Annotated in this window: 18 protein-coding genes and 1 pseudogene; 3 read left to right on the top strand and 16 right to left on the bottom strand. The window is 72.6% G+C overall.

Annotation, left to right across the window (positions count from 1 at the left end; translation table 11 throughout):
- Positions 1 to 10: 10 nt before the first annotated feature.
- Both IEZ11_RS17370 and IEZ11_RS17365 read right to left on the bottom strand, forming a co-directional pair.
- Entirely contained in the window at positions 11 to 433 is a 423-nt protein-coding gene (locus tag IEZ11_RS17370) for a VOC family protein (RefSeq protein ID WP_189263666.1), read from the bottom strand.
- A 6-nt stretch (positions 434 to 439) separates the two neighbouring features.
- Positions 440 to 1210, bottom strand: a complete 771-nt coding sequence (locus IEZ11_RS17365) for an SDR family NAD(P)-dependent oxidoreductase (protein WP_189263665.1) — start codon at positions 1208 to 1210, stop codon at positions 440 to 442.
- Positions 1211 to 1698: 488 nt separating this feature from the next.
- Between IEZ11_RS17365 and rho the strand changes: the two genes are divergently transcribed.
- Together rho and IEZ11_RS17355 are read left to right on the top strand one after the other, a co-directional pair.
- A complete protein-coding gene (gene rho / locus IEZ11_RS17360; RefSeq protein WP_189263664.1) occupies positions 1699 to 2847 on the top strand; it encodes a transcription termination factor Rho in 1149 nt (382 codons plus the stop codon).
- Between the two features lie 212 nt (positions 2848 to 3059).
- A pseudogene (locus tag IEZ11_RS17355) lies at positions 3060 to 3905 on the top strand (D-alanyl-D-alanine carboxypeptidase family protein); the annotation flags it as partial.
- An 89-nt stretch (positions 3906 to 3994) separates the two neighbouring features.
- Here IEZ11_RS17355 and IEZ11_RS50880 read toward each other — a convergent pair.
- The 3 genes from IEZ11_RS50880 to IEZ11_RS17340 all read right to left on the bottom strand — a co-directional run bounded on the left by IEZ11_RS50880 (position 3995) and on the right by IEZ11_RS17340 (position 7603).
- Positions 3995 to 5341, bottom strand: coding sequence for a glycosyltransferase 87 family protein (locus IEZ11_RS50880; RefSeq protein WP_189263663.1), 1347 nt, complete (start codon positions 5339 to 5341; stop codon positions 3995 to 3997).
- Positions 5338 to 6732, bottom strand: coding sequence for a polyprenol phosphomannose-dependent alpha 1,6 mannosyltransferase MptB (gene mptB / locus IEZ11_RS17345; protein WP_189263662.1), 1395 nt, complete (start codon positions 6730 to 6732; stop codon positions 5338 to 5340). The genes IEZ11_RS50880 and mptB overlap by 4 nt, the downstream gene beginning before the upstream one ends.
- Before the next feature lie 76 nt (positions 6733 to 6808).
- Positions 6809 to 7603, bottom strand: a complete 795-nt coding sequence (locus IEZ11_RS17340; RefSeq protein WP_229713092.1) for an IclR family transcriptional regulator — start codon at positions 7601 to 7603, stop codon at positions 6809 to 6811.
- Positions 7604 to 7868: 265 nt separating this feature from the next.
- Between IEZ11_RS17340 and IEZ11_RS17335 the strand changes: the two genes are divergently transcribed.
- Positions 7869 to 10775, top strand: coding sequence for an AfsR/SARP family transcriptional regulator (locus IEZ11_RS17335; protein ID WP_229713090.1), 2907 nt, complete (start codon positions 7869 to 7871; stop codon positions 10773 to 10775).
- Positions 10776 to 10834: 59 nt separating this feature from the next.
- On the opposite strand, the gene IEZ11_RS17330 is transcribed toward IEZ11_RS17335, so the two are convergent.
- The 11 genes from IEZ11_RS17330 to IEZ11_RS17280 form a co-directional block, all read right to left on the bottom strand.
- Positions 10835 to 11773 carry a glutaminase gene (locus IEZ11_RS17330; protein ID WP_189263661.1) on the bottom strand — a complete coding sequence of 313 codons (939 nt, stop codon included), beginning with the start codon at positions 11771 to 11773 and terminating at the stop codon, positions 10835 to 10837.
- A 36-nt stretch (positions 11774 to 11809) separates the two neighbouring features.
- The gene (gene aspA / locus IEZ11_RS17325; RefSeq protein ID WP_189263660.1) at positions 11810 to 13225 is read right to left on the bottom strand and encodes an aspartate ammonia-lyase; all 1416 of its coding nucleotides are present in this window, start codon (positions 13223 to 13225) and stop codon (positions 11810 to 11812) included.
- A gap of 134 nt (positions 13226 to 13359) precedes the next feature.
- Positions 13360 to 14376: an asparaginase gene (locus IEZ11_RS17320; RefSeq protein WP_189263659.1), complete on the bottom strand. Its 1017-nt coding sequence runs from the start codon at positions 14374 to 14376 to the stop codon at positions 13360 to 13362.
- A gap of 43 nt (positions 14377 to 14419) precedes the next feature.
- Positions 14420 to 15856: an amino acid permease gene (locus IEZ11_RS17315; protein ID WP_189263658.1), complete on the bottom strand. Its 1437-nt coding sequence runs from the start codon at positions 15854 to 15856 to the stop codon at positions 14420 to 14422.
- Positions 15853 to 16530 (bottom strand): FadR/GntR family transcriptional regulator, encoded by a 678-nt coding sequence (locus tag IEZ11_RS17310; RefSeq protein WP_189263921.1) that lies wholly within the window; start codon positions 16528 to 16530, stop codon positions 15853 to 15855. Before IEZ11_RS17310 ends, IEZ11_RS17315 begins: the two co-directional genes overlap by 4 nt.
- A 182-nt stretch (positions 16531 to 16712) precedes the next feature.
- The gene (locus tag IEZ11_RS17305) at positions 16713 to 17549 is read right to left on the bottom strand and encodes an undecaprenyl-diphosphate phosphatase (RefSeq protein WP_189263657.1); all 837 of its coding nucleotides are present in this window, start codon (positions 17547 to 17549) and stop codon (positions 16713 to 16715) included.
- Positions 17550 to 17620: 71 nt separating this feature from the next.
- Positions 17621 to 17995: a fluoride efflux transporter CrcB gene (gene crcB, locus IEZ11_RS17300; protein WP_189263656.1), complete on the bottom strand. Its 375-nt coding sequence runs from the start codon at positions 17993 to 17995 to the stop codon at positions 17621 to 17623.
- Positions 17992 to 18372, bottom strand: coding sequence for a DUF190 domain-containing protein (locus IEZ11_RS17295; protein ID WP_189263655.1), 381 nt, complete (start codon positions 18370 to 18372; stop codon positions 17992 to 17994). Before IEZ11_RS17295 ends, crcB (IEZ11_RS17300) begins: the two co-directional genes overlap by 4 nt.
- Complete coding sequence (crcB, locus tag IEZ11_RS17290) at positions 18369 to 18830, bottom strand: fluoride efflux transporter CrcB (RefSeq protein WP_189263654.1); 462 nt, start codon at positions 18828 to 18830, stop codon at positions 18369 to 18371. Before crcB (IEZ11_RS17290) ends, IEZ11_RS17295 begins: the two co-directional genes overlap by 4 nt.
- 69 nt (positions 18831 to 18899) lie before the next feature.
- Entirely contained in the window at positions 18900 to 19853 is a 954-nt protein-coding gene (locus IEZ11_RS17285) for an SMP-30/gluconolactonase/LRE family protein (RefSeq protein WP_189263653.1), read from the bottom strand.
- 29 nt (positions 19854 to 19882) lie between these two features.
- On the bottom strand, positions 19883 to 20170 hold the full coding sequence (locus tag IEZ11_RS17280) for a helix-turn-helix domain-containing protein (RefSeq protein ID WP_189263652.1): 288 nt from the start codon (positions 20168 to 20170) through the stop codon (positions 19883 to 19885).
- Positions 20171 to 20335: the final 165 nt, after the last annotated feature.

Here is a 20335-nt window from a genome sequence, read left to right as displayed (position 1 = left end):
GTACTCCGTCTCACGGTTCAACAGTGGTGCCGCGCTCTATGAGTTCGATGAGGTTTCCCTCGGGGTCCTTGACCCAGGCCATCCGCACCCCGGCTTCGGGGGACGGGCCGGGGGCGAGCACCTCGCCCGCTCCGTGTGCCACCAACGCGGCGTACACGGGGTCGAGTTCGGGGGTGGTGACCGCGAAGTGCCCGTACCCCTCGGTGAGGACGGCGGTCATCGGGTCCGGCGCCCTGAGGCCGGGCGCGGACCCGGGCCTGGCGAGCAGTTCGAGTCGCCAGCCGTGCGGGTGTTCCAGGACGACACCGGCCAGACCGGTGTGGTCGAGATGGAACTCGAATACGGTCTTCAGACCGAAAACCGTTTGATACCAGGCGAGTTGGGCGGTCAGGTCGCGTACGTTGACACCCACGTGGTCGAGTCGTGCGTCCATCCCCGCTCAGCCTGCCATCGCGCTGTCGCCGCCGTCGACCATGAGGTCGGCGCCGTTGACGAAGGCCGCCTCGTCGGAGCAGAGGAAGGCCGCCGCACGGGCGATGTCCTCGGGCTGTCCGACCCGGCCGACCGGGATCCGCGCCTCCAGCTGCGCCTTCGGGCCGTCCGGGTCGTCGAGGAAGGGTGCGGTGGCCGCGGTGCGGGTCATGCCGGGGGCGATGGTGTTGACGCGGATGCGGTGCGGGGCGCCGGCCGCGCACAGGTGCTTGCTCATGGCGAGGACCCCGCCCTTGGCGGCGCCGTGCGGGACCATCGGCATGAACGGCGCGCCGCGTACGGCGGCCACGGAGGCGACGTTCAGGACGGCTCCGCCGCCGCGGGCGATCAGATGCGGCCAGGCCGCCTGCGTGCAGAAGTAGGGGATGTCCAGCTCGTTCCTGATGGTGAAGTACCAGTCTTCGGCGGGCATCGTCTCGAAGGGACCGTTGCGCAGGGCGGAGGCGTTGTTGTAGAGGATGTCGATCCCGCCGAACTCCGCGATCCCGGCCTCGATCCACTCCCGCGCCCCGGCCTCGGTGGAAAGGTCGACCGGCGCCAGGGAACGCATCACACCGCCGGATTTCTCGACGAGTTCCACCGTTTCCGCGGCGCTCGTCTCATCGATGTCGCAACCGAATACGGTGGCCCCCTCCGCCGCGAACACCTGTGCCGCGGCCCGGCCGATTCCAGCCCCCGTTCCACTGATGAAAGCGATTTTCCCGGCCAGTCGACCCATGATTGCCAAGCCCCTTGTCCATGCCGCCGAAGTGCGGTGGTGGAAGCGTAGGTAGGGCCTTTGGCCAGAACAAGAAATGCGTCAGCGAAACGCCATCGGGGGTTCGTATGGCTGGTATGCGCCGCGGGCGCCGGGGCCGGGAGGAGAGCCGACGGACGGCGTCGGGGCGGGTCGGCCGGGGGCGGGGCCGGGCGGGAATATCGGCAGGAGGGGTCATGTTGACGATACCGGAATCCTGGGTATAGTGCGATCAGCACGTGTGGCCGCCCCGCTGTCGGGCGCCCAGTGCCGGTTCCACTCCTCCAGCCGTTTCGCCCGTCGTTTCCCGACCGGCCGTCGGCTTCTCAGCACCACCTCGTGACCTGGGCCTCTCCGCCGTTTCCGAGGTGTCGTTCCGCGCCGCACGGAGGCTTGCGCATCCGCCCCTCCCGCTCGCGGCCCACTCCCCCCTTCCTTCATGTCTTCCGTCCTCGAAAGGACCACCTCTCATGACCACCACACTCGAACCCCCCGTACAGCAGCGGGACGGAGCCGCGGGCCGGCCCGTCACCGGTGTCCTCGACATCGACCCGGGCGGGAAGGGCCAACTGCGCGCCCCCGACTGCCTGTCCTCCCCCGCCGACCTCCAGGTCCCCCCGGCGCTGATCCGCCGTCACGGCCTGCGCAAGGGCGACCTCGTCGAGGGCGTCCGCGGCGACCGGCGCACCCTGACCGAGATCACGCGCGTCAACGGCCGTCCGCCCGGGGAACTGCGCGGACGCCGGAACTTCCGCGATCTCACCCCGCTGCACCCGCACGAGCGGATCCGCCTGGAACACCCCGCTGCCGGGCTCGCCGGACGGGTCGCCGACCTGTTCGCGCCGGTCGGCAAGGGGCAGCGCGGACTGATCGTGGCCCCGCCGAAGACCGGCAAGACCGTGCTGCTCCAGCAGTTCGCGGCCGCCGTCGCCGGCAACCACCCGGAGTGCCACCTGATGGTGCTGCTGCTCGACGAGCGCCCCGAGGAGGTCACCGACATGCGGCGCTCGGTGCGCGGCGAGGTGTACGCCTCCACCTTCGACCGACCCGCCAGGGAACACATCGCCCTCGCCGAACTCGTGGTCGAGCGCGCCAAGCGGCTCGTCGAGGACGGCCGGGACGTCGTCATCCTCCTGGACTCCCTGACCCGGCTGTGCCGGGCCCACAACAACGCGGCCGCCTCCAACGGCCGTACCCTCAGCGGCGGTGTCGACGCCGGCGCGCTGCTCGGCCCCAAGCGGTTCTTCGGCGCCGCCCGCAAGGCCGAGGAGGGCGGCTCGCTGACCATCCTGGCGACCGTCCTGGTGGACACCGGTTCCCGGGCCGACGGCTACTTCTTCGAGGAGCTGAAGAGCACCGGCAACATGGAGCTGCGCCTGGACCGCGAGCTGGCCTCCCGGCGGGTCTTCCCGGCCCTGGACATCACCCCCTCCGGCACCCGTCGCGAGGAACTCCTGCTCGACCCGGCCGAGTTGACCGCCGTACGCGGACTGCGCCGGGCCCTGCAGAGCCGGGAGGGCACCCCGAGCGGCCTGGAGACGCTCCTGGAGCGGCTGCGGGAGACCCCGGACAACGCGGCCTTCCTGCGGCGTGTGCAGCCGACCCTGCCGGCGGGCTGAGAGCGGGCCGCCAGCGGCACGAGTCCGTTGACGGGCTCGGACCGGAGCCGGGCGGCTTGGACCGGAGCCGGGCGGCTCGGACCGGAGCCGGGCGGCTCGGACCGGAGCCGGGCGTGGCATCCAGCCGGGCGCGTGCGGCATCCGGGTTGCTCACGGCGTCCGACCGGCCCACGCAGCGCGCGGGACACCGCCCCCGTTTCTACGTTGATCATATGACGATCGGATTCTCTCACCGCATCCCTCGGCGAGCGGCGGTGTCGACCTGCTCCGTCTGCCTGGCGGGCCTGCTGGCGCTGGCGCCCGGCACGGCCGCCGCCGGCACCGGGGCGCCGGCCCCGGCCCCGCCCCCGAGGGCGGTGGTACCCGGCCCGTCGCTGCTCTACCGGTCCGGCACGCAGGTGCGACCGCACCTCGGAGCCCCGCAACTCCCGGAACTCTCCGCGCTCTCCTGGCTGGTCGCCGACGCGGGCACCGGCCAGGTGCTGGCGGCGGACCAGGCACACCGCAGGCTGCCGCCGGCCAGCACCCTGAAGACCCTGTTCGCGCTCACCGTGCTGCCCGCCCTGCCCGCGGACCTCCAGCACCGGGTGACGCCCGCCGAACTGGCGGACGTCGCCGAGGGCAGCAGCCTGGTGGGCGTGGAGGAGGGACACACCTACCGGGTGTCCGACCTGTGGCGCGGGGTCTTCCTCAGCTCCGGCAACGACGCCGTGCACGTGCTGGCCGCGCTCGACGGGGGCTGGAACCGTACCGTCACCCGGATGCAGGCCAACGCCCGCTCGCTGGGCGCCCTGGACACCCATGTCGAGTCCCCCGACGGCTACGACGCACCGGGGCAGGTGTCCTCCGCGTTCGACCTCGCGGTGTTCGGCCGCGAGGGGCTGCGCAACCCCGACTTCGCGCGGTACTGCTCCACCGCCGCGGCCCGATTCCCCGACGGCGCGGGCTGGTCGTTCGGCATCGAGAACACCAACCGGCTGCTGACCGGCGAGGACGGTGTGGGGCGCTACCCCGGCCTGATCGGGATCAAGAACGGCTACACCAGCAACGCCGGCAACACCCTCGTCGCCGCCGCCCGGCGGGGCGGGCGCACCCTCCTGGTGACGGTGCTCAACCCGCAGGACGGCGGCGTGTACGACGAGGCCCGTCAGTTGCTCGACTGGGGCTTCGCGGCGGCGGGCCGGGTCGACCCGGTGGGCTCGCTGGACGGTCTGCGGCCGAGGCCCCGGCCACGGCCGGGGCCGAGCACCGTGCCGATGGCGGCGGCCACCGCACCCGAGGACGACTGGTCGCAGACCGCCATCGCCGCGGGCTTCGCGGTGCTCGGCGCGGGCGCCGTGAGCCTGGCGCTGCGGATCAGGGGCGACCGCTCCGGACGGGACTGACCGGCCGGCAGGCCCAGCAGCAGGGCCAGCGTGATCCAGGTGTAGAGGTTGCTGCCGAGGAACCCGTCGATGCCGGACGCGTCGTCGAACCACAGCCACACCACGCTGGTGCACATGACGGCGTAGAGGCCGCCCGCGATCCGCGGGTGCCCGGCGCGGGCCAGCAGCGCGAACGACGGCAGCACCCACACCAGGTGGTGCACCCAGGTGATCGGGCTGACCAGGCAGGCCGCGAGACCGGTGAGCGCGAAGGCGGCCGTCCAGTCGCCGGCCGCCACGGCCCGGCGGGTCCGCCACGCCCACACGGCCAGCGTGAGCAGCACCGCGGTCGCCCACAGCGGCTTGTCCGGATGGCCGAGCCGGGCCAGCACGCCCTGCAGCGACTGGTTGGAGACGTAGTCGAGCCGGCCGACCCGGCTGGTGTCCCAGAGCGCGTCCGTCCAGTAGAAGCGGGAGGCCTTCGGGTCGACCCAGGCCGCGAGAGCGGTCGCGGCGAGCGCCACGGCCGTGGCGGCGCCGGCCGCCCGCCACCTGCGGCCGATCAGCAGCATGCCGATGAACAGCGCGGGCGTGAGCTTGATCGCGGCGGCGAGTCCGATGCCGGCCCCGGCCCAGCGGCCCCGCCCGCTGCGCAGCAGACAGCAGTCCGTCAGGACCAGGGCGAGCAGGACCAGGTTGACCTGGCCGAAGCTGAAGGTGTCCCGCAACGGTTCGAACAGCGCCAGCGCGCACAGCGCCAGCGCCCAGCGGTACCAGCCCCAGCGCCGCCAGCCCGGCCCGGCCAGGACGCGCAGCACGAACGCCAGCGCGGCCAGGTTCAGCAGCAGCGAGGCGGCGATGGCCAGGTGCAGCCCGACCAGGGCCATGGGCAGCATGCCGACGGCGGCGAACGGCGGATACGTGAAGCCGTACCCGGTCCCGGGCACCCGGTAGTCGTAGATCCGCCCGCCGTGGTGCACCCAGGTGTGCACGGTGCCGTAGTAGACGCGCAGGTCGAACCAGTCGCGCAGCAGCGGGACGGTGGCCGTGAACGCGGTGACGGCGGCGGCCAGGACCAGGACGAGCAGCAGCCTTCCCCGGTCGGTCCGAGGTCCTCCCGGGCCCCTCATGCCGTACGTCCCACGGCCGGGGCCTGCGCGGCCTGGTGGGCCTGCCACAGCACGACCACCCCGAGCACCCCGCCGGAGACGGCGAGGACCAGCTGGCCGAGGTCGGCGGGGCCGCCGCTGGGCAGCACGGCGAGCGCGAGCACCCCGGTGGCGGCGGCCACCCGGTGCCGTACCGAGGTGCTGGGCGCGGCGGCCGCGATCAGGAACAGGCCCCAGATGGCGTACCAGGGGCGGATCGCCGGCCCGAAGGCGGCGACCGCGGCCAGGCTCAGGCCGAGGGCGTAGACCGGGCGGGGCCGCAGCCGGACCCATATCAGCAGCACGGTCACCGCGGTGAGCGCGAGCCCGAACAGATGCCAGGCCGGCACGGCCAACGGTGCCAGGTCGCTGCCGAGGTGTTCGAGGAGCGCGCCGGTGGCCCGGCCGAGCAGGCTGCTGAGCGCCCAGTTGTGCGCGGAGACGGGCGTGTCGAGCGCTCTGATCCACCCGTACCCCGTCCCGGCCACCGCCGTCGCGGCCACCGTCGTCGCCCCCGACGCGAGCGCCGTGGTCAGGGTGGCCCGTACGGGGCTGCGGCCCTTGCGCGCCTGTACGACGATCACGGCGAGCAGCCCGAGCGCGGCGGGCGCCTTCACCAGCGCCGCGAGCGTGACCAGTACGGCTCCCAGGACCGGCCAGCGGCCGAGCGCCGCGACCAGGCCGAGGCCCAGCAGCCCGAGCATGATCGCGTCGTTGTGGGCGCCCGCGACCAGGTGCAGCAGCACCAGCGGGTTGAGGGCGCCGAGCCAGAGCGCGGCGGCCGGGTCGGCACCGCTGTGCCGGGCGAGCCGGGGCAGCGCGGCCGCCATCAGACCGACGCCGAACAGGGCGACCAGGCGCATCCCGAAGAGTCCGGCCGGGAGTTCGCCCCGGGTCAGCCCGGACAGCAGCGAGGCCACGCCCATGAACGCCGGGCCGTACGGGGCGGCGGTGTTCTGCCACACCGGCGCGACCTCGCCGGCCAGCGGGCCGCCGAGCTGCGCGGGTCCCGACGTGTAGACGTCCATGTGCGCGTCGACCATCGCGCCCTGTGCCAGGTAGCTGTACACGTCCCGGCTGAACAGCGGGGGCGCGAGCAGCAGCGGGGCCGCCCACACCGCGAGGACCAGCAGCAACTGGCGCGGGGTGGGCGGCGACGCGCCGCGCACGAGGCGGCCGAGCAGCAGCCACGCCGCGATCAGCAGGACGACGCCGAAGTAGACGCCGACCAGGCCGAACGCCGCCTGCACGGAGCTGGGTGCGAGCAGGTCCTCCACCGGGAGGGCGCCGGCTGTCTCACCTCCCAGGGCGAGGAACGCGGTGCCGGCCAGGCCGAGAACCTGGCAGCGGCGTAGATCGACGGGGAAAGCCATGGCCAACACTGGCTCAGCGTGGCAAGGGCGGGTGGCCGGGAAGCGACGGGGCGTTTTCTTCGGAGGGGCCTGGTTGTTACCTGTGGGTGGTGGCCTCGGCCGGAGTCGCCCCAGGCGTTCGCCGGCCGCGCAGGGCTGCGCCGATCATCCTTCCCGCCTGCTGTACGACGCCCACCAGCCGCTCCAGGCTGTGCGCGGGATCGGTCACGAGGCACAGGGACGCCAGCGGCGCGCCGTTCGGACCGTGCACCGGCACGGCCACACAGCACACGCCTGCCACCACCTCCTCCCGGTCGAAGGCGGCGCCCCGCTCCCGGATCGCCTCGGCCTGCCGGTGCCAGGACGCCGGCATGGGGCCCGCCGGGAGCCGCGGCCCCGCCCCGGCGACCAGGACCTTGCCCGCAGCGGTGAACCAGGGCCAGACCCCGGTGTCGAGCGATCGGCCGACCGTCCCCGCGCTCTCGCCGGGCGTCCAGTCGAGGACCAGGGTCTGTCCCTCCCGAAGCACGTTGAGCCCCACCGTCGCGCCGGTGACGCGCGCGAGGCGCCGGGCCGGTGCGCGGGCGGCGGTGCGCAGTCCCGGGTACGGCTGCCAGCCCTGCCCGAGCCGGAAGATCCGCGGCCCCATGCGATAACCGCCGCGGCTCCGCTCGACCGCGCCCAGTTCGACCAGTTGCTCCAGCAGGCGGTACGCGGTCGTCTTGGGCAGGCCGCACTCGGCCGCGAGCCTGGTCAGTCCGGCCTCTTCGGCCCGTTCCACCGCCCCCAGCAGCGCGAAGGCGCCCCCCAGCACACTGCGTCCGCCGCCGTCCGGCGGGTGTGGTGCGGCGTACCGGGTCCGCGGCTCGTACGGGCGGTCCGGCCCTCCCACCGGTGGTTCCGCCGTTCTCGTGGCTGTGGCTCCCCGTTGTTCGGTCACGTCTCTCCCCCGTATACCGCCCGACCGGCACTCGCGTACCCGTCGTTCCCCGTGTGCGGTGCGCCGCCGTGCGTGGCGACTCCACGCCCCAGCAGACTGAAGTCCGCGTCATCAGACTGAGGTTCGAGTGTGGCTGAGAACGTTGTCGATAGGTTGTCGCCCGGCGCGAGAATGTGTGCATCGCGTGAAGAACAGCTGTGCGGGGAGTGTGAATGTCGTGGTGGAATTACGCCTTCTCGGCCCCGTTGAGCTCTCCGTGCTGGGCCGGACCACCGAGGTCGGGCCCCCGCAACGGCGCACCGTACTGGCCGCGTTGGCGGTGGACACCGGCCGGCCCGTGCCTGCCGACGCACTGATCAGGCGAGTGTGGGGCACCGATCCGCCGGACGGGGCGCGGCGCGCGCTGCACGCCCATGTCGCCCGGCTGCGCCGGCTGTGCGAGCAGACCGAGGACGCGGGACCGTCCCGGTTGCGTCTGGTGCGCCGCTCCGGCGCCTACCTGCTGGAGGCCCGTGCGGACCAGGTGGACATCCACCGGTTCCGTCAACTGGCGGGCCGGGCCCGGGAGCCGGGGCGGACGGACCGGGCGCGGGCGGCGCTGCTGCGCGAGGCGCTCGGGCTGTGGCACGGGGAACCGCTGGCCGGACTCGACGGACAGTGGGCGGCACAGGTGCGCGAGGCCTGGCGACGACAGCACGTGGACGCCGCGGTGGCCTGGGCCCAGGCGGAGTCGCGGGGCAGCGATCCCGTCGCCGTGATCGGCCCGCTGACCGAACTCCTCGACGCCTACCCGCTGGTGGAGCCACTGACCGAGGCGCTGATGCGGGCGCTGCACGCCGCCGGCCGCAGCGCCGAGGCACTGGACTGCTACGCCGCCGTCCGCAAGCGGCTCGCCGAGGAGCTGGGCACCGACCCCGGTGCGGAACTGCGCAAGGTCCACGAGGCGATCCTCCGGGGCGGCCTGGCCGAGTCCGTCGCACGGCCGGTGTCCGCGGTGCCGGTCCCCGCCGCCGCCCCGCCCCGGCCGGCCGCCGCGGCCGCTGCCTGGCCGGGCACCGCACCCGTCCAACTTCCCATGGGAGTACGGGGGTTCATCGGCCGTGGCGCGGAGCTCGCCCAGCTGGAGGACACCCTCGCCTCGGCCGCGGACCAGCCGTCGGCGGTGGTGATCACGGCGGTGTCGGGCACGGCCGGGGTGGGCAAGACCGCGCTGGCCGTGCACTGGGCACGGCGCGCCCAACGATCGTTCCCGGACGGGCAGTTGTACGTGAACCTGCGCGGCTTCGCGCCCGGCGGTTCGGTGATGAGCCCCGCCGAGGCGGTACGGGGGTTCCTGGACGCCCTGGGGGTGCCACCGGCCCGGATCCCCGCGGGGCTGGAGGCACAGGTCGGCCTGTACCGCAGTCTGCTGGCCGGGCGTCGGGTGCTGGTGGTGCTGGACAACGCCCGCGACGCCGAGCAGGTCCGTCCGCTGCTGCCCGGGGCACCCGGATGTCTGGCGCTGATCACCAGCCGGAGATCGCTGACCGGTCTCGCGGCCACCGAGGGGGCCCAGCTGCTGACCGTCGGCATGCTCGCCGCCGAGGAGGGCCGGGAGTTACTGGTCCGCCGGCTCGGCGTGGAGCGGGTGACGGCCGATCCCGACGCCGTCCGCGAGATCGTCGGCCGGTGCGCGGGCCTGCCGCTCGCGCTCGCCATCGTCGCCGCGCGGGCCGCCGCACAGCCCGAACTGCCGCTGGCCGCCCTCGCCGAGGAACTGCGCCTGGCCGACCGGCGGCTGGACGCCCTGGACGGCGGCGAGGCGAGCAGCGAGGTGCGGGCCGTGTTCTCCTGGTCGTACCAGGCGCTCGGCCCGGATGCCGCCCGGCTCTTCCGATTACTGGGCCTGCACCCCGGCCCCGACGCCGGGCTCCCGGCCGTCGCCGCGCTGGCCGGCGTACCGGCCGCGCGCGCCCGCGTGCTGGTGGCCGAACTGGTCCGCGGACATCTGCTCACCGAACAGCCCGCCGGCCGGTACGCCTTCCACGACCTGCTGCGCGCCTACGCGGCCGAACTGGTCACCACGCACGACAGCGACGACACCCGGCGTGCCGCGGCGCACCGCATGTTCGACCACTACCTGCACACCGCGCACCGGGCGGACGCGCTGCTGACCCCCCGGCCCAGCCCCGCTCCCCTGCCGCCCGCCCGACCGGGAGCCGCCGCCGAGGAGTTGTCCGGCCACCGGCAGGCACAGGCCTGGTTCACCGCCGAGCTTCCGGTCCTGCTCGCGGCCGTGGAGCAGGCGCCCGCGGCCGGCCTGTACAGCCACACCTGGCGGATCGCCGCCGCGCTGACGACCTATCTCGACCGCCACGGCAACCGACGGGCGCTGACCGCCGCGCACACCGTGGCCCTGGAGGCCGCCCGGCACCGGGGCGATGTGGTCGGGCAGGCGGAGGCGCACCGGGGCCTCGGGCTCGCCGAGGACCGGCTGGTCCGTCCGGACGCGGCCCGCACGCACTATCTGCGCGCGCTGGAGCTGTTCGGCGCGGTCGGCGACCACGCCGGGCAGGCCCGTATCCACCAGCACCTGTCCCGGATGTCCGAGGCCCAGGGACGGCACCAGCAGGCGCTCGGTCACGCCCACGACAGCCTCGCGCACCACCGGGCCGCGGACGACCGGGCCGGGCAGTCCGCCGCGCTGAACCACATCGGCTGGATCCTCGCCCAGCTCGGTGACCACCGGCAGGCCCTGGCCTATTGCCGGGAGGCCCTGGAGCCGGCGCGGGAGACCGGGGACCTCAACGGGCAGGCGCACATCCAGGACAGCCTGGGCTACATCCGGCACCGGCTCGGCGAGCACGCCGAGGCCGTCGACCACTACCAGCAGGCGATCGACCTGTTCCATCAGACGGGCGACCGGCACAGCGAGGCCTCCGGTCTCGGCTGTCTCGGCGACATCCACGCCGCCACCGGCCGTCCGCTCCCGGCCCGCACCGCGTGGACCCAGGCGCTGGCCATCACCGCCGGACTCGGTCTCCCGGACGCCGATCCCCTGCGTGCCGGGCTCCTCGACCGGCTCGGCCACGCACCGGCCGACGCCGCCCCCGCCCCCGCCCGGCCGCGCCCGGCACCGGACTGAGACCCGGCCGGCCGTGCGGGGTCGCCGGCGACCGGCTCCGGTCACCGGAAAGCGGGAGGTCAGAACACCGACAGACCGGTGAGGGTGGTGAACCTGTCCAGGGCCGCCACGCCCGCCACCGAGTTGCCCCGCTCGTCCAGACCGGGGCTCCACACGGACAGCGCGCAGCGGCCCGGGACCACGGCGATGATGCCGCCGCCGACCCCGCTCTTGCCCGGCAGCCCCACCCGGTACGCGAACTCGCCCGCCGCGTCGTAGGTCCCGCAGGTCAGCATCACCGCGTTGACCTGCTTCGCCTGGCTCCGGGTCAGCAGGCGGGTGCCGTCGGCGCGGATGCCGTGGCGGGCCAGGAAGGTGGTCGCCAGGGCGAGGTCGGCGCAGGAGGCGGCGACGGAGCACTGACGGAAGTACTGGTCGAGGAGGACCGGGATCTCGTTGTCGATGTTGCCGTAGGAGGCCATGAAGTGGGCCAGGGCGGCGTTGCGGTCACCGTGCTGCGACTCCGACGCGGCCACCCCCTGGTCGAAGCCCAGCGACGCGTTTCCGCTCTCGGCGCGCAGGAAGGCGAGCAGCTCGCCGGCCGCGTCTCCGGTACGGGTCTGCAGACGGTCGGTGACGACGAGGGCGCCCGCGTTGATGAAGGGGTTGCGCGGGATGCCCTGCTCGTACTCCAGCTGGACCAGGGAGTTGAAGGGGTTGCCGGAGGGTTCGCGGCCGACGTGTTCCCAGAGTTCGTCGCCCTCGCGGGCCAGGTCGAGGGCGAGGGTGAAGACCTTGGTGATGGACTGCGTGGAGAACGGCTGCCGCCAGTCGCCGACACCGTAGACCGTGCCGTCGAGCTCCGCGACGGCCATGCCGAAGCTGCGGGGATCGCAGGCGGCGAGCGCCGGGATGTAGTCGGCGGGGCGGCCGCGGCCCGGCGTGCGGCCTGTCTCCTCGGCGATGCGCTCCAGGACCGGCAGGAAGGCTCGGGACGACGTCATTGTCATGATCACCATTGTGCCTCCGGGCCGGTCCTGGTGCGTACTCGCAGGTCAGACGAGGGGTGAACCGCTGCCGGCGACGACCTCGGGACGCAGCAGGTCGGCGAGTCGCTCGGCGGGCAACAGGCCCTTCTCCAGGACGAGTTCGGCCACACCCCGGCCGGTGACGAGGGCCTCCTTGGCGATGTCGGTGGCCGCCGTGTACCCGATGTACGGATTGAGGGCGGTGACCAGGCCGATGGAGTTCTCGACGGTGGCCCGCAGCACGTCGGTGTTGGCGGTGATGCCGTCGACGCACCGCTCGGCCAGCGTGCGGCAGGCGTTGCGCAGGTGCGTGATGCTCTCCGAGAGGGAGTGCAGGATGATCGGCTCGAAGGCGTTGAGCTGGAGCTGTCCGGCCTCGGCGGCCATGGTGATGGCGACGTCGTTGCCGATGACCTCGAAGGCGACCTGGTTGACGACCTCGGGGATGACCGGATTCACCTTGCCGGGCATGATCGACGAACCGGCCTGCACCGGCGGCAGGTTGATCTCGCCGAGCCCCGCGCGCGGCCCGGACGACAGCAGCCGTAGGTCGTTGCAGCTCTTGGAGAGCTTGACCGCGATCCGCTTGAGCACGCCGGACATCTGGACGAACGCCCCGCAGTCCTGGGTCGCCTCCACCAGGTTGGCGGCGGTGACCAGGGGCAGCCCGGTGATCTCGGCGAGGTGCCGGCGGGCCGACTCCGCGTAACCGGCGGGCGCGTTGAGGCCGGTCCCGATGGCCGTGGCACCGAGGTTGATCTCGTGGATCAGCTCGACGGCCTCGGCGAGCCGGCTGCGGTCCTCGTCGAGCATGACGGCGAAGGTGGAGAACTCCTGCCCGAGGGTCATCGGGACCGCGTCCTGCAACTGCGTGCGGCCCATCTTCAGCACGTCACGGAACTCGACGGCCTTGCGCCCGAAGGAGTCCTGGAGCACGGCCATCGCCCGCAGCAGCCCGCGCACCGCGAAGACGGTCGCGATCTTGACGGCCGTCGGGTAGACGTCGTTGGTCGACTGCCCGAGGTTGACGTCCTCGTTGGGGTGCAGGAACCGGTACTGACCCTTCTCGTGCCCGAGCAACTCCAGCGCCCGGTTGGCGACGACCTCGTTGGCGTTCATGTTGGTCGACGTCCCGGCACCGCCCTGGATGACGTCGACGACGAACTGGTCGTGCAGCTTGCCGGCCCGTATCTCCCGGCAGGCGGCCACGATCGCGGCGGCCTTCTCCGGAGCCAGCAGCCCCAGCTCCTCGTTGGCGAGAGCGGCGGCCTCCTTGACCGCGGCGAGGGCGTCGATCAGGTGCGGGTAGGCGGAGATCGGCGTACCGGTGATCGGGAAGTTCTCGGTGGCCCGCAGGGTGTGCACACCCCAGTACGCGTCGACGGGCACGTCACGGTCGCCGAGCAGATCGTGTTCGCTTCGGGTGACGACGGTGGTGGTCATGAGGGTGGTGATTCCTCTTTCGGAGGGAGTGATTTTCCAGGGCACGGAACTGAAGCGCCCCTCAGGGGCGCGGGGAACTGCGCGACCGACCGCAATCGGCCCGCAGCCGCCGACCGACGAGCCGGCCCACCCCACTAGGCGCAGGCCGAGACCGAAACCGGCTCCAGGCAGCGAACGGGCCGCACCCGCCCGACCTCCCTGCCACCGCCGAGCAGCGCCTCCCCGGCGAACCCGCCCAGCAGCTCCGGATCGACCCCGGCCCTGGCCAGAGCGGCCGCAGCGACCGGCACCCGCGCCCGGTTCGCCCCGTCGGCGATCTTCACGGCCACCGCCCGCCCGTCCGGCAGCGCCGCGACCTCGACGCCCTCGAAGCCGTCCTTGGCCAGCAGCCCCGGCACGGCCCGCATCAGCGCGGCCACGTCCCGGCCCGCGCCGGACGCCATCTCCGCGTCCTCGCGCATCGCGTCGGCGACCCGTGCCTCGGGCGTACCCGGCGCGGCGGCGACGATCCGCGACACCGCCCGCGCCAGCCCGTGCAGGGAGATGGAGAAGAGCGGAGCACCGCAGCCGTCCACGGTCGTACGGGCGATGCGCTGGCCCGTCAGATCCTCGACGATCTCGGCGATCGCCTGCTGGAGCGGATGGGCCGGGTCGAGGTAGTCGTCCAGCGACCACCCGTTCAGCCGCGACGTCCACAGCATCGCCGCGTGCTTGCCGGAGCAGTTCTGGGCGAGCCGCGACGGCTGCCGGCCCTCCCGGATCCAGGTGTCGCGCACGGCGGGGTCGTACGGCATGTCGGGCACGTTGCGCAGGTCGGACTCGGTCAGCCCGGCGAGGTCGAGGATGCGCCGGGTCCCGGCGAGGTGCCGCTCCTCGCCGGAGTGGCTCGCGGCGGCCAGCGAGAGCAGGTCGCCGGCGAGGGGCAGCCCGGCCCGCAGCATGGCCACGGCCTGGACGGGCTTGAGGGCCGAGCGCGGGTAGAACGCGGCCTCGATGTCGCCGAGCTGGAACTGGACTTCTCCGTCGGCGCCGAGGACGACGACGGAGCCGTAGTGGATGCCCTCGACGACCCCGCCGCGGACGAGGTGGGCGACGGGGGCGTGGAGGGGTTCACGGACGATGGGTGCGTCCGCGGGGGAACTGCTGTACATCACGGCCTGGTCTCGGGTGAGGTGGGACGGACCGGTGCGCTGTTCACGCGTCGGTTCCGGTGGACGTGCGCGAGCGGCGACGGATGGCGTACCAGCCGGCGACCAGCGCGGCGACGATCAGCGGCACGCAGAGCACGGTGGTGCGTCCGGCGCCGCCGTCGGCGTACATGAGGACCAGGACGGAGGCGAGGAACGCCAGCGTCACGATCTCGGTCCAGGGGGAGCCCGGCAGTCGGTAGCCGGGACGGGTGAGCTCGCCGTTCTGGGTCTTCCGCCAGAAGAGCAGGTGGCAGAGCATGATCATGCCCCAGGTGGAGATGATGCCGATCGCCGCGAAGTTGAGGACGATCTCGAACGCGTCGGCGGGGACCACGAAGTTGAGGCCGACGCCGAGCACACAGATGCCGCTGGTGAGCAGGATGCCGCCGTACGGGACCTGGGTGCGGCTCATCTTCGCGGTGAACTTCGGGGCGGAGCCGTTGACGGCCATGGAGCGCAGGATGCGGCCGGTGGAGTAGAGGCCGGAGTTGAGCGAGGACATGGCCGCGGTGAGGACGACGAGGTTCATCACGCCGCCGGCCGCCGGGACGCCGATGTGGGAGAGCACGGTGACGAAGGGGCTCTGGCCCGCCGTGTACTTGTTCCAGGGCAGCAGCATCGACAGCAGGACCACCGAGCCGACGTAGAACAGGCCCACCCGCCACATGATCGAGTTGATCGCCTTGGGCATGATCTTCTCGGGGTTCTCGGTCTCGCCCGCGGCGACGCCGACCAGCTCGACCGAGGCGTAGGCGAAGACGACGCCCTGGATGATCAGCAGCATGGGCAGCAGGCCGTTGGGGAAGATGCCGCCGTTGTCGGTGATCAGGGACGGGCCGGGGGTCGCGCCGTCGACCGGGTGCTGGGTGACCAGCAGGAAGATACCGATGACCATGAAGATCACCAGGGCGCTGACCTTGACGATCGCGAACCAGAACTCCAGTTCGCCGAAGATCTTGACCGAGATCAGGTTCACGGTCAGGACGACCGCGAGGGCTATCAGCGCGATCACCCACTGCGGAATGTCGGAGAACATCCCCCAGTAGTGGGTGTAGGTGGCGACCGCGGTGATGTCGGCGATGCCGGTGGTGGCCCAGTTCAGGAAGTACATCCAGCCCGCGGTGTAGGCGCCCTTCTCGCCCAGGAACTCCCGGGCGTAGGACACGAAGGCGCCGGAGGACGGGCGGTACAGGACGAGTTCGCCCAGGGCACGTACGACGAGGAAGGCGAAGACTCCGCAGACCGCGTACGCGACGAAGAGCGAGGGCCCGGCGTCGGCGAGACGGCCGCCGGCGCCGAGGAAGAGGCCGGTGCCGATGGCGCCGCCGATGGCGATCATGTTGACGTGCCGGTGCTTCAGCGACTTGCTGTAGCCGTGGTCTCCGGCGTCGACGTGACGGGACGAGGGGCGCGTCTCGTCTTTGAGGTGCTGTTCGCTCACGCCTCGGTTCCGCCTTCCTTGTGCTGGTCCGTGCGCGTGGGACGCACGATGTCGGTGAGGGTGGTCTCGACGCGGTCCAGGTGGTGGCTCATGGCATCCACGGCGTCGGTCTCGGAACCGTCCGTCAGCGCTTCGACGATGGCCCGGTGCTCCCGGTTGGACTGCTCGCGGCGGCCGCCCAGTTCGTTGAGGAAGGCCGACTGACGCGCCAGTGCGTCCCGGATCTCCTCGATGACCCGGCGGAAGACCGGGTTCTGGGCGGCCTCGGCCACGGCGAGGTGGAAGAGGGTGTCCATCGCGACCCACGCGGTGGTGTCCGTCTCCCGCTCCATGCGGTCGAGCAGATGGGCCAGGTGGTCCAGGTTCTCCGGGGTGCGGCGCAGCGCCGCGTACCCGGCGACCGGGATCTCGATGTGCCGGCGCACTTCGAGCAGGTCGCTGGCCGCGTAGTCGCCGAAGGTGGGGTCCTCGACGGCGCTCGCGACCACGAAGGTGCCCTTGCCGGTCTTGGAGACGGTCAGGCCCATCGTCTGCAGGGCCCGCAGGGCCTCGCGCAGGACGGGCCTGCTGATCTCCAGGGTGCGGCAGAGCTCCGCCTCGGAGGGGAGCTTGTCGCCCACCGCGTACTCGCCGCGCTCGATGGCGCCGCGCAGGTGCGCCAGTACCGCCTCCATGGCGCTCACGCGCCGCAGGGGCTGTCCGGCTGTCGGGCTGTCTGACAGGTTCACGGGTGAGATGTTCCGGGTTGCGTGAGGACGCTGTCAAGGTTTCCGGAAAGGAAACATTCACGGGGTGTGACGCCTGAATGCAGGCGTCACACCCCGTGGTGGAGCGGTGACTCGTGGGACGGCGGCCGTCAGGCGCCGATGGTGCCCGTGGCGAGCAGGCCGAAGACCGCCAGGCCGATCACGATCCGGTAGATCACGAACGCGTTGAAGGAGTGCTTGGCGACGAACTTCAGCAGCCAGGCGATGGAGGCGTAGGCGACCACGAAGGAGACGATCGTGCCGACGGCCAGCGGGGCGGCGCCGACGCCCGCGCCGAGCGCGTCCTTGAGCTCGTAGATGCCGGCGCCGGTCAGGGCCGGGATGCCGAGGAAGAAGGAGAGGCGGGTGGCGGCGACGCGGTCCAGGTCCAGGATGAGCGCGGTGGACATGGTGGCGCCGGAGCGGGAGAAGCCGGGAAAGAGCAGGGCGAGGATCTGGGAGCAGCCGACCAGCATCGCGTCCTTGAAGGAGGTGTCGTCCTCACCGCGCTTGTGGCGGCCCATCTGGTCCGCGCACCACATGACTCCGGAACCCACGATCAGCGAGCCGCCGACCACCCACAGCGATCCGAGCGCGCCGTCGATCAGCGGCTTCGCGGCAAGACCGACCAGGACGATCGGGATCGTCGCGTAGATGACCCACCAGGCGAACTTGTAGTCGTGGTGGTAGCGCTCGTTCTTGTTGACCAGCCCCCGGCCCCAGGCGGAGACGATCCGCTTGATGTCCTTGAAGAAGTACACGAGCACGGCGGCGATGGCGCCGACCTGGATGACGGCGGAGAACCCGACGACGGACTGGTCGTCGACGGGGATGTGCATGAGCCCCTCGGTGATCTTGAGGTGGCCGGTGGAGGACACCGGGAGGAACTCGGTCACCCCCTCGACTACCCCGAGGACGGCGGCCTGACCGACGGAGATGGCGCTCATGGGATCCAGTTCTGCAGAGTTTGGTCGACAGTGCTGTAGACAGTCTTACAACGGCGGGTGAGAGGCAAGTCCTAGGCCCAGACGGCCTGGGCGATCGCCACTCCGGCGAAGGCCGCCCCGAGCCCCGCCACGAGGCTCGCGACGACGTTGGCGGCAGCGTAGAGCCCGGCGCCGGTCTCGGTCAGCCTCAGCGTCTCGTACGAGAACGTCGAGTACGTCGTCAGCGCCCCGCACAGTCCGGTGCCGAGCAGCAGCTGGAGGTGCGGGCTCGCCGCCCCCGCCGAGGCCGCGCCGGTCAGCAGGCCCAGGATCAGGCAGCCCGTGACGTTCACCACGAAGGTGCCCCAGGGGAAGACGGAGTCGTGCCTGGCCTGCACAGCGCGGTCGGTGAGGTAGCGGAGCGGGGCACCCACGACGGCGCCGAGTACCACCAACAGCCAGTTCACAACGACTTCTTACCCTTCACGTCCGGTTCGCCGGTTTCGCCGGCCCGGCCGACGTACCTGATGACCTCGACGTCGTCCAAGGTCACGAGCCCCTCGGTCACCAGTTCGTCGAGCTGCGGCAGGAACGCCCGGACCCGCTCCTCCGTGTCCACGACGACCACCGCCACCGGCAGGTCCTCGCTCAGGGAGAGCAGCCGGGAGGTGTGGATACGGGAGGAGGCGCCGAAGCCCTCGATGCCCCGGAAGACGCTGGCACCGGCCAGTCCGGCCCGGTGCGCCCGGTGCACGATCTCCGTGTACAGGGGCTTGTGGTGCCAGGTGTCGTCCTCGCCGATGTAGACGGTCAGGCGCAGGGCGCGGCCGGTCAGTCTCGTCATCGCTGCCTCCGGGTGAGGACACGACGGGTCACGGTCGCGGCACACCACACCGCCGCGAGGGCCGCGCACAAGGTCGCGGCGAGGTAGGCCAGGCCCGTCCCGGGCCGGCCGTGGTCGACCAGTTTCTGGATGTCGACGGTGTAGGTGGAGAAGGTCGTGAAGCCGCCCAGGACGCCGGTGCCGAAGAAGGGCCGGACCAGCCGGTGCGCCGGGAGTCCCTCGGTGACCAGGACCAGGAACGCGCCGATCACCGCACAGCCGACGACGTTCGTCCAGAAGGTGGCCCAGGGGAACCCTCCGGCGGCCGTTGGCAGCGCCAGGGCGAGGGCGTAGCGGGCCACGGCGCCGATCGCGCCGCCGACGGCCACCACCGCGACGACCGGGGCCTGGGCACGCCACTCGGACCGCCGCTGGGGGGTCGGCTGGACTCGGAGGCTCTCGGCTTCCGGGGCTGTCATGGTCGTACGTCTCCTGTTCGGCACCGCCCCTGGCGGGTGCCCCAGGGTACCGCCGGGCGTACCCGGCGGTCACTTCGCGGTGGGGGCCTCGCAGACCGCGACACCGGGCTCCCACACGCTGCCGAGGACCAGGTACCGGCCGGTCCGGCAGACACTGGTGACCATGCGGAAGCCGGAGTTGTCCCGGGCCAGGTGGTGGACGACCCGACCCTGGTCGTCGAGCGCCAGCACGGCGACGGTACCGACCGGGCGGTAGGGGGCGTGCACGGCGGCCCGGGCGGCGGCCCTGCGGACGGCGAGCGGGGCGCGGTGCAGGAGGTCGAGCGGCGGGTTGCGCGGGCCGGCCAGGGCGACCCAGAGGAGGTCGCCGTCGCGCCAGATGTTGTCGGGCATGCCGGGGAGCTCGGCGAAGAGCTCGGCGCGGCCGGTGCGCGGGCCGGTGAGCCAGTAGCGGGTGAGGCGGTACCCGCCGGTCTCCGCGACGACCAGGAAGCTGCCGTCGCCGCTCACGGTCAGGCCGTTGGCGAACTGGAAGCCCTCCCAGACCACTTCGGCCGTGTCCGCGCCCGGCGCCAGGCGCAGCAGACGGCCGGTGCCGCTGTGCTCGACGATGTCGCCGATCCACTGGCCGAGGGGGAAGCGGCGGCTGGCGGTGGTGAAGTAGACGGTCCCGTCGGGCAGGGCGGTCACATTGCTCGCGAACCTCAGCGGCTCTCCCTCGACCGTGTCGGCGAGGACGCGGACGGTGCCGTCGGCGAGACCGACCCGCAGCAGGCCGCGCTCCGCGTCGCAGACCAGCAGGTCGCCGTCCGGGAGAAGGTCGAGCCCGAGCGGGCGGCCGCCGGTCCTGGCGAGCGTGCGGACCCTGGCGGTGTCCGGGTCCCCGAGCCCGTCCAGGCACAGGATCCGGCCGTCCTCGACGCCGGTCAGGACCCGGCCGTCCGGATCCGTCACCACGTCCTCCGGACCCCGGCCGCCGACGGCTACGTAGTGGAGGGGGACGAGGCGCGTGGGTCGGTCCATGGGCCCCATGGTGACAGGCCGGACCGGTCTCACCAGCCTTTCTCGAACATCCGGGCCACTTCGGCGATCCGGATCTCGTCGCGCCGGTAGTGGACGCGGTACCGGATGCGCTTGGTGCGGAGCAGGCCGAGCCGGGCCAGCAGGCCCAGATGGGCGCCGGCGACCCTGCGGGAGACGCCGAGCTTGGCGGCGACGGCCCGGACGGTGACACCGTCCTCGGCGAGATCCGCGTGGCGCTGGGGTGGGAAGTGGGCCGCCGGATCCTTCAGCCAGTCCAGAATGTCCAGGCGGCTCACGCCGCCCGAGTTCCTCAGCATCCGACCAGCCTCCGTCCCTGCCTCCTCGCAGTGTGTGTTCCCACTGTCCCGCAGCCGAAGCCCCCACGTCAGGGAGTCGGCGAGCGTTGTCCGAGACCGAACGGCGGTACCCGGCCGACCTGTTGGGAAGTCGCCTGAGCGGTAGGGACCGGGCGGGGCGGAGGG

This window comes from Streptomyces fuscichromogenes, from assembly GCF_014645815.1.
In the GTDB taxonomy this organism is placed as follows: Bacteria; Actinomycetota; Actinomycetes; order Streptomycetales; family Streptomycetaceae; genus Streptomyces; species Streptomyces fuscichromogenes.
Note: the sequence above shows the minus strand (reverse complement) of the source record. Positions and strands in the feature narration are given on the sequence as shown.

Coding starts and splice junctions, on each gene's coding strand:
- IEZ11_RS17370 (WP_189263666.1), bottom strand. CDS start 433: ATGGACGCACGACTCGACCACGTGGGTGTCAACGTACGCGACCTGACC.
- IEZ11_RS17365 (WP_189263665.1), bottom strand. CDS start 1,210: ATGGGTCGACTGGCCGGGAAAATCGCTTTCATCAGTGGAACGGGGGCT.
- rho (WP_189263664.1), top strand. CDS start 1,699: ATGACCACCACACTCGAACCCCCCGTACAGCAGCGGGACGGAGCCGCG.
- IEZ11_RS50880 (WP_189263663.1), bottom strand. CDS start 5,341: ATGAGGGGCCCGGGAGGACCTCGGACCGACCGGGGAAGGCTGCTGCTC.
- mptB (WP_189263662.1), bottom strand. CDS start 6,732: ATGGCTTTCCCCGTCGATCTACGCCGCTGCCAGGTTCTCGGCCTGGCC.
- IEZ11_RS17330 (WP_189263661.1), bottom strand. CDS start 11,773: ATGGTGATCATGACAATGACGTCGTCCCGAGCCTTCCTGCCGGTCCTG.
- aspA (WP_189263660.1), bottom strand. CDS start 13,225: ATGACCACCACCGTCGTCACCCGAAGCGAACACGATCTGCTCGGCGAC.
- IEZ11_RS17320 (WP_189263659.1), bottom strand. CDS start 14,376: ATGTACAGCAGTTCCCCCGCGGACGCACCCATCGTCCGTGAACCCCTC.
- IEZ11_RS17310 (WP_189263921.1), bottom strand. CDS start 16,530: ATGGAGGCGGTACTGGCGCACCTGCGCGGCGCCATCGAGCGCGGCGAG.
- IEZ11_RS17305 (WP_189263657.1), bottom strand. CDS start 17,549: ATGAGCGCCATCTCCGTCGGTCAGGCCGCCGTCCTCGGGGTAGTCGAG.
- IEZ11_RS17295 (WP_189263655.1), bottom strand. CDS start 18,372: ATGACGAGACTGACCGGCCGCGCCCTGCGCCTGACCGTCTACATCGGC.
- crcB (WP_189263654.1), bottom strand. CDS start 18,830: ATGACAGCCCCGGAAGCCGAGAGCCTCCGAGTCCAGCCGACCCCCCAG.
- IEZ11_RS17285 (WP_189263653.1), bottom strand. CDS start 19,853: ATGGACCGACCCACGCGCCTCGTCCCCCTCCACTACGTAGCCGTCGGC.
- IEZ11_RS17280 (WP_189263652.1), bottom strand. CDS start 20,170: ATGCTGAGGAACTCGGGCGGCGTGAGCCGCCTGGACATTCTGGACTGG.